Genomic DNA, 15,437 nt, shown 5'->3' on the forward strand with positions numbered 1-15,437 from the left:
AAAAAGCTTATTATATTATAACAAACCTTACCAATGAGACTTTTAACGAATTTCAAACAGATGTGAGGCTGCCTCCCCCACTTTCGAACAGGCTCTTCGACGGTACCGCAGAAACTCATCCGGAAAATCATTCAGTGAAAAGGCGTTTCCAAAACCGTATTGGGCATATTAACGACTTTTGCAGTTTCAATTGACGCAAGAAGTGTTTCGTGCTAAAATTTTTTTAAACTTAACATGAAAGACTCTTATTGAGAGTGGCGGAGGGACTGGCCCAGTGAAGCCCGGCAACCTTTCAGTGAATTTGGAAAAGGTGCTAATTCCAGCAAAACTTCGATCAGCGGGGTTTTGAAAAATAAGAGGGTGCGGATAATCAATCAGGCCTCTCTGCCAAAGCTGGAGAGGCCTTTTATTTTTCCACTTTTTTATTTTCCGCTCGCATATAGGGTTTCTTTCAAGGACAGGAAACAGGAGGATGAGAGTATGGCAGAAGTACTGAGTTCCAATCTTGGCTACCCAAGAATCGGCGAAAAAAGAGAATGGAAAAAGGCTCTGGAGCAGTTTTGGGCCGGTAAAATTTCAAAGGACGATTTTCTTGCGACGGTAAAAGAACTTCGTCTGAGCTATCTGAAGAAACAAAAAGCGATCGGCGTAAACCTGATACCGGTCGGTGATTTCAGCCTTTATGATCACGTACTTGATACGGCCGTATTATTCGGTCTGATCCCCGATCGTTTCAACAAGGGAGAAAAAAAGATCCCGCTCGAAACCTACTTTTCCATCGCGCGGGGAAGCAAAGAGGCCGAAGCCTCGGAAATGACCAAATGGTTCAATACCAATTATCACTATATCGTCCCCGAAATCAGCAATCAGACAAAACCCTTTATCACTGAAAACCGCTTGCTTGCTCTGTTCAATGAGGCCAAAAACGAGCTCGGCATTATCGCCAAACCGGTGATTGTCGGCCCGGTGACCCTGCTCAAACTGTCCAAAGGCTATGATCAGGATCATTTCAAGCCGCTTCTTGAATTGCTGATTCCGCTGTACATCCAGATATTCAATGAACTGAAAAATGCCGGGGCCGAATGGGTGCAGATTGATGAACCGGTATTAGTCAGAACACTGTCCGATGAAGATCTGGATGTGTTCCGTGAGACGTATCGGTCACTCAGAAACGGTGTGCCCGGATTAAAACTGCTCCTTCAAACGTATTTTGAAGCAGTGGATGCTTACGAAGAAATCATTAAACTGCCGGTCGACGGCATCGGACTCGATTTTGTTTATGGCAGGGAGGCGAACCTCGGCTCGCTTCAGACTTTCGGCTTCCCGAAAGATAAAGTGCTCGCTGCCGGTGTGATTGACGGACGCAACATTTGGAAAACCGACCTGGCCGACACTTTCGGTCTTCTTCAGAAACTACTCGGGTATGTCGGCGGAAAAGAAAAATTGTTTATTTCCCCGTCATCCAGCCTACTGCATGTTCCCGTGACCGTCAGAAATGAGGAAGCACTTGATCCGGTTTTAAAAGATGCCCTTTCGTTTGCCGATGAAAAGCTGGCGGAAGCTGTGACGCTCGCCAAAGGTCTCAATGCGGGAAAAGCGGCGATTGAAGCAGAAATCGAGAAAAGCAGGGAGGACCAGCAGGCGCTGCAGCAGTCCGATCACCGCAACAACAAAGATGTACAAAAAGAATTGCGGCATCTCGGATCTGAATTGCCTACGCGTCCCGGCTCATTCAAACTGCGCCAGCAAATTCAGGCCGATGCTTTTCAACTACCGGTGCTCCCGACAACAACAATCGGAAGCTTTCCTCAAACTCCTGAGGTCCGCCAGGCGCGGCGCAATCTGCGCAAAGGCGAATGGTCGGAAGAACGGTACAATCAATTTGTCAAAGATGAAACGGCAAAATGGATTAAAATTCAGGAAGACATCGGCATCGATGTGCTCGTCCATGGAGAATTCGAACGGAATGACATGGTTGAATATTTTGGAGAGAAACTGGCGGGTTTCGCCTTTACTCGATTTGCATGGGTTCAGTCCTACGGTTCGCGCTGCGTCAAGCCGCCGTTGATCTTCGGTGATGTCGACTGGAAAAAACCGATGACGGTGAAAGAAAGCGCCTATGCCCAGTCGCTCACCAAGCTGCCGGTCAAAGGCATGCTTACCGGTCCGGTCACCATCTACAACTGGTCTTTTGTCCGTAACGACATCAGCCAGGCCGATGTTTTCAACCAGATCGCGCTGGCCCTGAAGAAAGAAGTGCACGCGCTTGAAGAAGCGGACATCCGGATGATTCAGGTAGATGAACCGGCGCTCCGCGAAGGCCTGCCGCTTAAGGAGGAGAAAAAAGCCGGGTATCTGCACGATGCGGTTTACGCGTTCCGGCTCGCGACCTCGTTTGTCAACAACGATACACAGATCCACACACATATGTGTTACTCTGAATTCGACGAAATCATTGAAGCCATTGACGCGCTTGACACTGATGTCATTTCGATCGAGGCCGCACGCAGCCATGGCGAGATCATCTCGACTTTTGAAGACTTTAAATACAAGAAGGGTATTGGCCTCGGTGTCTACGACATCCACAGCCCGCGTATTCCAAGCGTTGATGAAATGAAGTCCTACGCTGAACGCGCGCTTCAGGTGCTCGATCCGAAGCTGTTCTGGATTAATCCGGACTGCGGCCTCAAGACGCGCAAACCGGAAGAAACGATTCCCGCACTGAAAAACATGGTTGAAGCTGCTCGTGAAGTTCGGGAAGAACTGGGAAACAAAATCGGAAAATAAACCGTACAACGCCGTTCGAAAAAAAAAAACGCCTTGGGGCGTTTTTTTTTGCAAATTAGACTGATATTATTTGAAAAATCCAGCCGCGCTCTCCCCAAGTTATTGGGTTGAATAGCAGCGGCCATGGGAACCGGATTACCCAATCGGCCGATTGACCTCGTGATTCCGCCGATAGACCCGCGAATCCCGCCGGAAGAGTCCCAATTTTGGCCGGTAGGCCCGCGAATTCTGCCGGAAGGGCCCCAATTTTGGCCGGTAGGCCGCCGGACCGAACCGGCGGCACAATCATTTTTATCAAACAAAAAACCAGGCTCTTTTTACACCTGGTTCTGTCGATTGATAGCTTTTTAACCTGGTTCAACAGTTACATATTGTGACTTGAATCCCGCAATTCAACGTCCGGATGTTTCTGCTGGAACCAGCGCAGCGAAAAATCGTTTTCGAATATAATGACCGGCCGGTCCTTGTAGTCGGTCACAACCAAGTTGTTTGAATTCCGGCGCAGGGCTTCGGCATCCTCGCGTTTGGCAATCCATTTCGCCACCTGGTGGGGCATATGTTCGATATCGAGATCGACGCCGTATTCCGCCTGCATTCTGTAGACGAAGACATCAAACTGCAGGGTGCCGACAACACCGAGGATGGTCTCTTCAAAAGGCGTCTTATAAACCTGTATGGCGCCTTCCTGGGCAAGTTGGCTGACACCCTTCAGAAAATGTTTTTGCTTCATTGCGTTTTTCGCCCGCACCTTGGCAAAGTGCTCGGGCGCAAACTGCGGCAGTGCCCCGAAATTGAACGTGTCTCTCGAGTCGCAGACCGTATCGCCGATTTGATAGAACCCGGTATCATAGAGTCCGACAATGTCGCCCGGATAGGCTTCATCGATCAGCTCTCTGCTGTCCGCGAAGAACTGCTGCGGTTGGGCAAGCTTGAGTTGCTTGCCGGTCCGGTCGAGATAGACGGTCATTCCTTTTTCAAACCGTCCCGAACAAATACGCAGAAAGGCGATACGGTCGCGGTGAGACGGATTCATGTTAGCCTGGATTTTAAAAATAAATCCGGAAAAACCGTCGTCATCCGGACTGACGAGCCCGCCGCTCGACTGCCGCGGCTGCGGATCCGGCGCCATCTTAAGATAGTGTTCCAGAAAAGTCGGAATGCCGAAACTTGAGATGGCGCTGCCGAAAAATACCGGGGTCTGCTTTCCCGACTCCACCGACTCGAAGTCGAAGGTGCTTCCTGCCTCATCGAGCAGAAGAAGGTTCTCTTCGAGCTGTCTGAGCGTATAATCATCGACCGTTTTCTTAAGAATGTCGCCCAGTTCCTCCACTTCGCCCAGTTGCTGCACCTGGCGTTCACGCTTGTCATTATACCACTCGATTTTATGCTCCACGCGATCGTAGACACCGCGGAACGACTGACCCATGCCGATCGGATAGTTAATCGGATACGTTTCAATACCGAGCACATCCTCAATTTCTTCGAAAAGCTCAAGAGGTTCTTTTCCCTGGCGATCGAGCTTATTGATGAAGGTAAAAATCGGGATGCCGCGGTCACGGCAGACCTTGAAGAGCTTGATCGTCTGCGGTTCGACTCCCTTCGCCGCGTCGATGATCATCACCACGCTGTCGACAGCCATCAAGGTGCGGTACGTATCTTCACTGAAATCCTGGTGTCCCGGTGTATCCAGAATATTGATTTTATAACCTGCGTATTCAAACTGCATCACACTGGAGGTTACTGAAATCCCTCTCTTTTTTTCCAGTTCCATCCAGTCGGAGGTCGCAAACTTTTCTGCCTTGCGCGACTTGACCGCTCCCGCCGTGCGAATCGCTCCGCCCAGAACGAGCAGTTTTTCCGTCAGCGTCGTTTTCCCGGCATCCGGATGAGAAATGATCGCAAACGTGCGCCTTCTTCGAATTTCCTGTTGTAAATGATTCATTTTTTCCTCCTAAAAACCACTGATCGCTTGACTCCCAGACCTGATTCACACCATGATTCACCCAAGAAAAAAGCATTCGCAGCCTGTTTCCGGGGCGGATGTACTTCTCAGCAGCTTAAACTGAGAAGACCTTTCCCGAAAAAGCCATTATCTTGCTCTGCGAATGCCTTTCTACCATTCTATCCCGGTATGTTCAAATATTTACATAGAAATTTCTCATCAAAGAAACTTCCGCTAAAAAGAAAGGAGCTTCAACTAAAAGATCGGTCTCGGACCAGGCAGGTACGCCCGGTCCGGCGTCCCCTATCATTTTTTCACCAGCGCATGCACACGTTCCATAACGGCCGTTTTCAGAGCGGCGAATTTTTTGTCCCGTGTTGCCTCGTCGCTGCCTTTGACACCGAAATAAAATTTGATCTTCGGTTCCGTTCCGGACGGTCTCAGGCAAAACCACGAACCGTCATCAAGCTTATACTTCAGCACATCGGAAACAGGCAGTGCAATCGTTGTTTTGGCAGCTGCGTTCACGTCGGTCGCTTCGGACTTCTCATAGTCTTCAATGACGGCGACAGGAACTCCGGCCATTTCCACTGGCGGATGCGTTCTGAAGTCGGTCAGAATCGCGTCAATTTCCGCCTTGCCCTGAATTCCCTTAAGTGTCAGGGATTCAAGCCCTTCCCTGAAGTAGCCGTACTTTTTGAAAACATCCTGAAGCGCATCGTAGAATGACTTTCCCTGCGATTTGAAGAAGGCGGCCGCTTCGGCAGCAAATACGGCAGCCTGAACCGCGTCCTTGTCACGGACAAAAGAGCCGATCAGATAGCCGTAGCTTTCCTCGTAGCCAAAGAGGAAAGTGTGCGCTCCGCTCAGTTCATATTCATGAATTTTTTCACCAATAAATTTAAAACCGGTCAATGTGTCGATGGTTGGGATTCCGAAAGCCGCGGCAATTGTCCGGCCGATCTCGGAGGTAACGATGGTTTTAACAACAATTCCGTTAGCCGGCAGTATCCCTTTTTCCTTCTTTTGCGTAAGCAGATAATCCAGTAAAACCGCTCCGGTCTGGTTGCCGGTCAGGACGACATATTCGCCCTGAGCGTTCTTGACGGCAACGCCAAGCCTGTCGGAGTCCGGATCCGTCCCGAGCAGGATATCCGCATCGATTTTCTTTCCGTACTCGATGGCAATTTTAAAAGCCGCATGCTCCTCCGGATTGGGCGACTTGACCGTTGAAAACTCAGGGTCGGGCTCCGCCTGTTCTTTAACAACCGTCACATTGGTAAAGCCCCAGTTCTTCAGCCCGTTTACAACCGGGTGGTAGCTGGATCCATGCAGCGGCGTAAAAACAATTTTCAGATCGGAGCCGACCTGTTTGATAATTTCGGGATTCAGCGACAATGTCTGCAGGCTTTCCTGGTAAGCCTGGTCCACTTTTTCACCGATGATTTCAAGCAGGCCCTCCGCCTTCAGCGCCTGTTCGTCCCCGACTTTCACCTTCAGTTCATCTTCGACCGAAGCCACGAATTTAATCACTTCATCCGCTTCGGCAGGAGGCAGCTGTCCGCCAAATTCGTTGTAAACTTTGTAACCATTATACTGCGGCGGATTATGGCTCGCCGTGATCATGACGCCTGAGAAGGCGTGCAGGTAGCGTACGGCAAACGAGAGCACCGGCGTCGGGCGAAGCGAATCGAAAATAAACGTTTTGATGCCGTGGGCACCCAGCGTTCTGGCTGCCTCAACCGTAAATTCCGCTGAGAAGTGGCGCGGGTCATGTGCAATCACGACGCCGCGTTTAACAGCTTCTTCGCCGGCATTCAGAATGTATCTCGCCAAGCCTTCCGTTGCTTTTCTGACGGTGTAAATATTCAGCCGGTTCGTTCCGGGGCCGATTTCTCCGCGCATCCCGCCTGTACCAAATTCGAGATTTTTGTAAAAACAGTCTTCCAGTTTGACTGGATCATCGGCGATCGAATCCAGCTGCGCTTTCAGATCCTTGTCCAGACTTTCATCCGCCTGCCATTTTTTATAAACTGTTTCCCAACCCAAAATGACCACCTCGTGTTTATGGCTCTTCGTTCCTTTTTACTAAAGCTTCATTCCTTATTATTATAGCAAAAAAACGCTGCCATTCACATGTAAATCAAAATGCCATGCACTCAAAAATACACGCACGGCTCTCACTCTTTGTATGGTTATTTATTGACCTTAGGTGTGAAATACCTGATCAGCTTATCAAGAGACACATCCTTGAGAGAATTGAAACAACCGTCGACGTGCCCGAACGGCATTCTTTTGGTCACGGCATTTGGAACGACAATACAGTACAAGCCCGCTCTTTTCGCAGCCAGCGAACCGTTGAATGAGTCTTCGATGGCGATGGCTTCCTTGGGCTGCACACCTAGGCTTTCAATCGATTTTATATAGAGCGCGGGATCGGGTTTGACCCTCTCGACATCATCCCATGACTTTATGCTGAGAAAATAGTCGGAAAGGCCGAGACGTTTCAGATGCCTGCGCGGCCACTCGCCTCTTGAACTAGTGGCAAGGCCGATCTTCAGCCCCAGACTTTCCGCCTGGCTGAGTACCGATTTTACACCGGGAAGCACCTCTTCCTGATCGACAAGTTTGTTAAAAAGCGCGTACCTTTCACTCTGAAAAGCTTCACGGTCAATTTTGACATCGCCCTGTTCTTCAAGATAGCCGAGCGAGTCAAAACCGTGCTGCGTTCCGATGGCCTGGCTCCACACACTGAGGGGAAGATCCACTTGATATCTCTGGAACATGTTCTGCATGACTAAGTACATAATTCTTTCACTATCCAAAATCACACCGTCAAAATCGAAAACAATGGCTTTAATCATTTCAAACAACCCTTCTAAGTGGCTTCACGTTTCATTTTAACATGGCTCATTCGCTATTTTAAAAAAATCACAAAAACTTCTCAAGTTTTGAAGCTGTTTCCATGTCTGGAGATAGTGGACAAATTTCGAAGCGTCCATTTTGCAAATCGCATGAAAAAAAGAGTCAAGGTTTCACGGAGCACGCATAAACTAAATTAATCAACCCTGCAGACGGGCGACTCTTTGAAACCCAGCTCATCTTCAATAAGGAGGGATCTTTGATGACAAACTTTTTGATTTCCGAAGAGCAGTGGGACCTTCATCAAAAGGGCTATCATGACCAGCGCCGGCATGCGGAAAAAGTCAAAGAAGCGATCAAGAACAATCTTCCCGATCTGATCAGCAGCGAGAGCATTATTCTGTCAGACGGTCAGAAGATGACCCAGATCCCGATCCGTTCATTGGACGAGTATAAACTGCGCTATAATTTTGAAAAAGCAAAGCATGTAGGTCAGGGAAAAGGCGACAGCAAGGTCGGCGATGTCATTGCCAAAGCACCTGGAAAGCAGGCCGGCCAGGGAACAGGCAAGGGAAACGGGGCGGGCGACAGACCCGGGATTGACTACTATGAAGCCAACGTTTCGATTATGGAAATTGAGAATCTCTTTTTCAGGGAACTGGAACTCCCCCACCTGAAACGCAAACTGGAAGCGGATATTGTCGTCGACAGCATCGATTACCGTGATGTCCGGCGAAAGGGATTGATGGGCAACATCGACAAGCGGCGGACGATTCTGCAGGCAATCAGGAGAAATGCCCAATCCGGAAAAACTCAGATCTATCCAATTCGCGAAGAGGATCTTCGGTTCAAGACATGGGAGACTTCCATTAAGCCGGAAAGCAAAGCCGTCGTACTCGCACTGATGGATACAAGCGGATCGATGGGCGTCTGGGAAAAATACATTGCACGGAGCTTCTTTTTCTGGATGGCGCGGTTCCTCAGAACAAAGTATGAAAAAGTCAGCATTCAGTTTATCGCCCACCATACGGAAGCGAAAATTGTTACTGAAGAGGATTTCTTTTCCAAAGGAGAAAGCGGGGGCACGATCTGTTCATCAGCCTATGTGAAAGCACTGGAATTGATCCAGACGTCCTATCCGCCCTCAAAATATAATATTTATCCTTTCCATTTCTCAGACGGCGACAATCTCTCATCGGATAATCCGAAATGCATCCGTCTGGTCAATGAAATTATGTCGCTGACCGACTTTTTCGGCTATGGGGAAATCAATCCCTACCACCGGTCAAGCACGCTCATGAGCGCTTACCGAACCATCAAAAATGAAGCCTTTCACTCATTTATCTTAAAACAGAAAAGCGATGTCTATCACGCCATGAAGTACTTTTTTCATAAAGAGCCGGAAAGCACTGCCATATGAATGACTGCGTCCTTTCCACAGGCATTTCAAGGACTCGGCCTTCAATTAAGGCCAAAGCTTAAAACTACCACCTGTGAATACAGACGGTAGTTTAATTTTCGTGCTGTGAAACATAAGTAAAATAAACCTCTTTCTAAACCAATATTATAGTTCTTCACTTCAGGAATATTCATTGCAAGAGCCAATGCCTTACATTCTTTCTTATTTTTCTAAGACCATTTAATTTAGAAGTTTATTCAGCTCGGTCTCGACTATATAGATCCGTTAGGATTATTTCGTATATATAGATTTCAAAAGTTCTATTTTTTTTCTTTAATTGTATAGCCCTCAAATCCAAGTTCAAAAGAAATCATTTCAGAAATAAAATCAACAAATTTTATTTCTTTGGATTTGGTATTAACGGTAGCCACGTTATCCCCTGATAAACCTAAAGAAAGTATCTTCGTACCATCAGTCCCAGTAGTTACAAATTCTTGAATTATTGAATCTGAATTTTTTAAGTGAAACTGTTCAATACTCCCAAAATCATCATTTGGATTTGTAAGCAGATTCAAGCTAGAGATTAATCTTAAATACTGAACACCTTCGAATTGAACGATAATCTCTTTAAAACTGTCCTCCATATTGCTTACATTTGCTGAATCAGGATGTTCGAACGTAATTTTCGCATCAATTTCTAATTTTAAAGTACAACCCAATGGATCATATTTTATGTCCATTAAATAACTCTGTTCAAACAAATACCATTCGAGGTTCATCTTTATCTCTCCTTAATCAATCATCAATAACAGGGGTATGATTTCCCTTACTCTTTCTTGTGACGGGATTTCCAAATGTATCTATTCTCTGACCTGTAGAGTCTTTTATTTCCACGTGTGGGTATTCGCTTCCTGGCGCACGGCCACTCCCTTTTTTTATAGTGATTCTTGGAATATTATTATTATCAATCCATTTTTCGGGTCCATTTGGGGTTTGAGTTTTTTTCCAACCTTGCGATTTAGCATACTCCCGTAAATTACTTGCCTTCAAAGTTTTCGATGAATTAAACCAAATATATTGGTTTTAGCTCCACTATCACTCTTAAAATTTTTATCTGCACTCCCAGATCCACCGCTAACTTTCTTAACCGATGCCTGCTGGATCAGGCTTCTGGCCTGATTTAATGGATCGAAGAAACCATTTCCTTGATTTTGCCTGGCCACGCCTAATAATTTCTCTCTTAAACCTGTAGAATGGATGACATTGTAGGGAGCGCCGCCGGCCCCGGCAAGCGCCGTCTGTAAGCTGCTTTGCGGCCTTAAATCACGGGTAGCCATCTTGCTGGCGGTTTTATGGGGTTAGCCTGGCTGCTGAGTTCGGCAAGGTCTGCGGCTTTGCCGACTTTGTCCACCCCTTTCGTCCCGACAACCGAGGTGGCGACCATGGCCAGTGCATAGGTGATCCATCTGGACCGGGTATAGGCGTTTCCATGCACCATGTCCCGTTCGTAAGATTGAACGATCGCCGTTTTGATGATGTCATACGTTCGAACCGGATGAATCGACGCGTTCACGACATTCCCGAGGACTTCTACTGGAGAGGTCGTGACGGTGTCCCACAACCGATTATCCGGTTGCGCTGTGTCCGCCCAGGTACAATAAAAAACGAGATAATCTTTCATCTCGTTTTTACTATGAGAACGGCGTTATATATTTCATAATTTATGATAGCATGGACGCTGACGGAAACTGAACGCGGGCAAAGCTTTCTTCAGGCGATTACGAGCAGAAACTGTTTCCGAATTCCTGGAAGGTGCCGTCAGTGGGGTCATAGGCTTCCAAAGCATGACTGCCGCGCTCATGCCTTGGCGGTATTGGCAATTGTTTTCCCGTTCTTGAATGCTTTGCCGGGTAATCTTCAAATTTTTTCTTTTAATTCTCGAATTTTACTTAATTCTGAAGTGTAGGGGTTATTTACTAAGCCTAAAATACCTGTAATATTTTGGAAAAACTTTTCACTTGCATTAAGCAATGTAGTCAAAAATTCTTGTTTCGGTAGAATCCAGGATGAACGAGTATTTGCTTCTACAATCATGTTCAAGCATTCATTCGATATCTTTTGAAACTTTATCCTTGCAGGCTGATCCGGAAAAAAAGTCTCAGAGCTATCCCTTAATATAAATTCTTCTATCAGCTGAATAACATATGCCCACAATTGGTCTACATAATCCCAAAGTTGAAATCCCAGGATTACTTCATTACCATATTTCAAGTAAATAGCTCCTTCTAAATAGTTTAAGTTCAATTTATTTACTATAGGTGCACTTATATTTTTTTCCGAAACTTCAATAAAATATTTTTCCCATTCTTCATTGATTGTATCTAAACTGTCTATTTTCAATTCAGGTTTTTTAATAAAAGATTTACATATAAACAAGGTATTCATCACCTATTTCTTATAAAATTGACCTACCCTACCTTTATTTAAACCTACTACATAATCAACTCTTCTATAAATACCTTCTACTTGGTACATGCCAGTTGTTCCTTTTTCTATTAACTTTTCTCTATTTTGTTTTAGTACTTTACTTACTATGTTTGTTATATCATCGATGGACATATTTTCATCTAAAAAAGTTTGCATAGATTTTATAGAACCATCCCAATATTCAGCGTGATGCCTTTCAAGAATATGTTTCATCCCGCTCTTATCTAAAACAAACTCTGCACTACCAAAAGTCCACCTCCTACTCTTATAGTTTGTTAACGCATTAACAACTTTTTCTGGATTAGCTTTACTAACCCGCTTGGACCCGCTAACTTTCTTAACCGACATCTGCTGGATCAGGCTTCTGGCCTGATTTAATGGATCGAAGGAACCAGTTCCTTGATTTTGCCTGGCCACGCCTAATAATTTGTCTCTCAGACCTGTAGAATTGATGACATTGTAGGGAGTGCCGCCGGCCCCGGCAAGCGCCGTCTGTAAGCCGTTTTGCGGCCATAAATCATGGGTAGCCATCTTGCTGGCAGTTTTGATGGTGCCAGCCTTGCTGCTGAGTTCGGCAAGGTCTGCGGCTTTGCCGACTTTGTCCACCCCTTTCGTCCCGACAACCGAGGTGGCGACCATGGCCAGTGCATAGGTGATCCATCTGGACCGGGTATAGGCGTTTCCATGCACCATGTCCCGTTCGTAAGATTGAACGATCGCCGTTTTGATGATGTCATACGTTCGAACCGGATGGAGCGCCGCGTTCACGACATTCCCGATCACTTCGACCGGAGAGGTCGTGACGGTGGCCCACAAACCGAGGATCGTATCCTTTCCGGCATCCAGAAGGCCCGTCGCAATCCCATCGTTGATTTTTTGGCCAAGCTGCACGAGACTGTAGGCCGTCTGTAGGACGGAGTCTACCCGATCCTCCTCTTCTTTCTTCACTTCCCGCGCTTTTTCCTGCTGCTTTTTTTCGTCCAGATAGCTTTGCGCCGCTTTCTCCAGCTCACCCTGGAGCTGGTAGATTTTACTGTCATGATAGGCCCGGGCGTTGAAGTGCATCGGCTGGATATCGGCGCCCTGACGCGTGGCCTGGATCAACTCGCCGTAGAGCGCAGCGATGGCGGGCACGTCCTCCATCACCTGCCGATATTCCGTGGTTAGTTCCCGATCGAGTCCCTGAACGTCGTGGATCATCCGGTTGCGCTCGTGATCCGCCTCGTCGAGTGCCTGATCCACGTTGTGCGTAGAAAAGACGTTCATCGGAACGAGGTCGGAGATGCTGCGGAGAATTTGGCCAATGTCCTCCTTCTGCTGGGCAACCATTGCTTTCGACCGATAGTGCCCGTTTGCGAGATCCTGTTCCAGAAAGGGCATCTGGACAAAGGTATCCCCGCCAAGACTTTTGTCATCGATTTCGCCGGAGAGGCCGTTCAGAAAAGCGATCTGCTTGTTGATCAGCCGCAGCCAGGCGTCGACAACGTTCACCTGTGCGGCGTAAAAGCCTTTGATCGCTTCGGCTCCCTTGCCCTGAAACGCGGGGCCCAGGTTGGTGATCTGCTGAAATGCGGCTCTTAAGTGCTGAAATTGCCCGCTTAGCGCCTGATAATGTTTAGCGCGGGCCTGGGCCGCTGATCAGCGCTTTCGCGTCATAGGTCTTCGTTCCTCCCGAAGAGGATCCACCCCCGTCCATGATTCTCATGGGATCACCTCGTCCTGCCGCTTCAGCAGGTCCACATTGGCCCGGGTGTCCGCGATCGTCTTCCGAACCCCTTCTCTGTAGGCGGACAGGAGCCGATGAATCCGCTGTTCTTCGTTCTGCCATTCACCTGTAAACACCAGTTGATTCTTCCCCAGGCCGGAGAGCGCGGACAAAGAAAGCTGTCCCAGCGCCTGCCCCGCTTCATCCAGCCGTCCGCTCACAACGCTGTGATGGAGTTCAATTTGGACCATCAGAACAACCGCCCTTTAATTTGAGTCAGCCGGCGGCTTAAAGCTTCCGCAGCTTTTTCTCCCTGGTGAAGCAGGGATTCGGCTTCATCAGCCAGGGCACCGGTGGCCCGGAGAAAGTCGCTCTCCAGACGCAGGTCGTTGATTTTCGCCTCAATCCGCTGCCGGTAGTCCTCAAGGTCAGCAGTCAGGATCCCTTTCATCTGCTGATCCGCGCACTCCCGATTCTTTTGAAAGACGCGGGCACGCGGTCCCATCCAGTCCGCCCCAAGTCCCGGCTGGGTCAGATAGCGGAGCGCCTGCAGATCCGCGTGCTCCTCCTGTGACAGTTTCCGGCTGGCCTGCCTCAGCCGCGCCATTTTGTCTTCAACATTCGCCGATTGACGGGAGAGAGCCTGAAAGATAACTTCTAACGTCTCTGAAGCACCCAAAGTCCGCACCTCTTTTATCATCCGTTTTTCAAAATCATTCTCCGGGTCGTGCTCTCACTGTCTGCTCGTTCCTGGCGTTCCTGATGGTCTCTGAAATGATGAAAAAGCCGGACCCTCATATGCTGAAGATCCGGCCCATACCTGTCTTTAACCGTTAATTTGCCCGGCAATCTGCTGGTCCGTTTCTTCCAGAATGTTCGCCGTCTTTGCCAGCTGCCGGTCGATGTCCTCCAGAAGCTGCTGCATCTGTAGGAAAGAGGGTTTCAGCCGTTCATACTGATCTCTGAAGGCCCGGCTCGAGGCGCCTTCCCAGACTTGCCCCAACTGGTCGATCATCCCGTTCAGCCGCCCGATCAGCTCGCCTGTGTTTGAGGATTCCTGTCCGTATTTCGCCGCGTAGCTGCGCAGTTCTTCCGGAGTCAGCCTGATTTGTCCTGCCATAAAGAAAAACTTAGCGAAGTCAAGTCTTTGACAACGGCCTGAGCCTTAGTTTTTCTTATACTAAACCCCTCTAATCTTTTATATTTTATCCTTTCTTATTTGTATGAAAAAAAGCCTCCTTGTTTCTCCATCTGTTGGCTCAATCTTATCCAAAGGCAGCCAACTAGTGAATGCGGAAAAGCGCCTATTTTTACGCCTTTTTTTGCGAATTTTCAACTGATTTCGACAAAAACAAAGACGAAGAGGAGGGGACTTTTATCCTAAAAATGAACCGTGTAAATTTCTCGGTTGGAAAATTGAATCACTAAAAGAATCGATCCAAGTCTATCAAGGACCTGATTCGGTCATTAAGCGAATTGAGGTGCCATTAAAGCAAAAAAGCATCAGGCTTATGCCTAATAACTCTTTTGTCCATCGATCTCAATTAATTTAAAAAGAACCCTGCACAACACTTCAGGGACTCAACTTACAAATCGGCGGGTTTTCAAAATAGTCGAAGCCGCTATGACTCGCTCGAGCGAAAATGATGAATGCTGCTGTCCTATTAAAAAAGGAGGGCGTTTTTTAATCGTTGTGAATCGTTCCCAGGTGATTAAACGGCCAATAGCGAAAATCCACTTTACCAACCAGCTTCTTTTCACTGACAAAACCGAATACGCGGCTGTCCGCACTGTTCTGCCGGTTGTCGCCCATAACCCAAAGTTCGCCCTTCGGTACGCGCATCTGTCCCGTCAGCCCCTTTAAAGTGAAATTCCAGGTCAGCATTCCGCCTGATAATTGCTTCTTATACTTATTCAGGTAAGGCTCACTGACCGGTTTATCATTAACATACAGCTGATCGTTTGAATACGTGATTTTATCTCCCGGCAGGCCAATGACTCTTTTTACATAATCGTCCGTCGGAGTTGCATGGAAAATGACCACATCAAAACGCCTGGGCTGACTGAACCTGTAATCCACTTTGTTTACGATCAGCCTGTCGCCGTTGTATAGCGTCGGCATCATCGAAGGACCCTGGACAATATAGTTTCCAAAAATAAACGTCCGCACGATAAGAACAACAAGAACAGCCAAACCGATCGCCCGAATCCATGCGAATGCTTCGTTTTTCTTTTTCTCTTTCTTCATCTGACAA

The 15,437-nt window shown here is 47.6% G+C and carries 13 protein-coding genes, 1 pseudogene and 1 riboswitch; of the genes and pseudogenes, 2 read left to right on the forward strand and 12 right to left on the reverse strand.

Going from position 1 to position 15,437, the window contains the following annotated elements; genetic code table 11:
- Positions 1-242 precede the first annotated feature (242 nt).
- Positions 243-359, forward strand: a riboswitch (SAM riboswitch).
- Positions 360-480: 121 nt separating this feature from the next.
- Entirely contained in the window at positions 481-2,787 is a 2,307-nt protein-coding gene (gene metE / locus IEX81_RS01980; RefSeq protein ID WP_188801344.1) for a 5-methyltetrahydropteroyltriglutamate--homocysteine S-methyltransferase, read from the forward strand.
- A gap of 364 nt (positions 2,788-3,151) precedes the next feature.
- On the opposite strand, the gene IEX81_RS01985 is transcribed toward metE, so the two are convergent.
- The 3 genes from IEX81_RS01985 to IEX81_RS01995 all read right to left on the reverse strand — a co-directional run bounded on the left by IEX81_RS01985 (position 3,152) and on the right by IEX81_RS01995 (position 7,593).
- Positions 3,152-4,729 carry a peptide chain release factor 3 gene (locus tag IEX81_RS01985; RefSeq protein ID WP_188801346.1) on the reverse strand — a complete coding sequence of 526 codons (1,578 nt, stop codon included), beginning with the start codon at positions 4,727-4,729 and terminating at the stop codon, positions 3,152-3,154.
- Positions 4,730-5,035: 306 nt separating this feature from the next.
- Positions 5,036-6,778 (reverse strand): phospho-sugar mutase, encoded by a 1,743-nt coding sequence (locus IEX81_RS01990; RefSeq protein ID WP_188801348.1) that lies wholly within the window; start codon positions 6,776-6,778, stop codon positions 5,036-5,038.
- Positions 6,779-6,924: 146 nt separating this feature from the next.
- The gene (locus IEX81_RS01995) at positions 6,925-7,593 is read right to left on the reverse strand and encodes an HAD family hydrolase (protein ID WP_188801350.1); all 669 of its coding nucleotides are present in this window, start codon (positions 7,591-7,593) and stop codon (positions 6,925-6,927) included.
- A gap of 260 nt (positions 7,594-7,853) precedes the next feature.
- Here IEX81_RS01995 and yhbH point away from each other — a divergent pair, with 260 nt between their 5' ends.
- Positions 7,854-9,011 carry a sporulation protein YhbH gene (gene yhbH, locus IEX81_RS02000; protein WP_188801353.1) on the forward strand — a complete coding sequence of 386 codons (1,158 nt, stop codon included), beginning with the start codon at positions 7,854-7,856 and terminating at the stop codon, positions 9,009-9,011.
- A 299-nt stretch (positions 9,012-9,310) separates the two neighbouring features.
- Here the strand turns inward: yhbH and IEX81_RS02005 are convergent, their stop codons facing one another.
- From IEX81_RS02005 to lepB, 9 genes and pseudogenes are all read right to left on the reverse strand, one after another.
- Complete coding sequence (locus IEX81_RS02005) at positions 9,311-9,769, reverse strand: hypothetical protein (protein WP_188801355.1); 459 nt, start codon at positions 9,767-9,769, stop codon at positions 9,311-9,313.
- A 267-nt stretch (positions 9,770-10,036) separates the two neighbouring features.
- Positions 10,037-10,327, reverse strand: coding sequence for a hypothetical protein (locus IEX81_RS02010; protein ID WP_188801357.1), 291 nt, complete (start codon positions 10,325-10,327; stop codon positions 10,037-10,039).
- Complete coding sequence (locus tag IEX81_RS02015; RefSeq protein WP_188801359.1) at positions 10,309-10,671, reverse strand: hypothetical protein; 363 nt, start codon at positions 10,669-10,671, stop codon at positions 10,309-10,311. Before IEX81_RS02015 ends, IEX81_RS02010 begins: the two co-directional genes overlap by 19 nt.
- 236 nt (positions 10,672-10,907) lie before the next feature.
- Positions 10,908-11,426, reverse strand: coding sequence for a hypothetical protein (locus IEX81_RS02020; protein ID WP_188801360.1), 519 nt, complete (start codon positions 11,424-11,426; stop codon positions 10,908-10,910).
- A gap of 12 nt (positions 11,427-11,438) precedes the next feature.
- Positions 11,439-13,052, reverse strand: a pseudogene (locus tag IEX81_RS02025) (ribonuclease YeeF family protein); the annotation flags it as partial.
- A gap of 126 nt (positions 13,053-13,178) precedes the next feature.
- Complete coding sequence (locus tag IEX81_RS02030; RefSeq protein ID WP_188801363.1) at positions 13,179-13,433, reverse strand: DUF5344 family protein; 255 nt, start codon at positions 13,431-13,433, stop codon at positions 13,179-13,181.
- On the reverse strand, positions 13,433-13,861 hold the full coding sequence (locus IEX81_RS02035) for a hypothetical protein (RefSeq protein ID WP_188801365.1): 429 nt from the start codon (positions 13,859-13,861) through the stop codon (positions 13,433-13,435). The genes IEX81_RS02030 and IEX81_RS02035 overlap by 1 nt, the downstream gene beginning before the upstream one ends.
- A gap of 147 nt (positions 13,862-14,008) precedes the next feature.
- A complete protein-coding gene (locus tag IEX81_RS02040) occupies positions 14,009-14,302 on the reverse strand; it encodes a WXG100 family type VII secretion target (RefSeq protein WP_188801367.1) in 294 nt (97 codons plus the stop codon).
- A gap of 564 nt (positions 14,303-14,866) precedes the next feature.
- Positions 14,867-15,430 (reverse strand): signal peptidase I, encoded by a 564-nt coding sequence (lepB, locus tag IEX81_RS02045; protein ID WP_188801369.1) that lies wholly within the window; start codon positions 15,428-15,430, stop codon positions 14,867-14,869.
- Between the last annotated feature and the right edge of the window lie 7 nt (positions 15,431-15,437).

This window comes from Sporolactobacillus putidus (assembly GCF_014647035.1).
In the GTDB taxonomy this organism is placed as follows: domain Bacteria; phylum Bacillota; class Bacilli; order Bacillales; family Sporolactobacillaceae; genus Sporolactobacillus; species Sporolactobacillus putidus.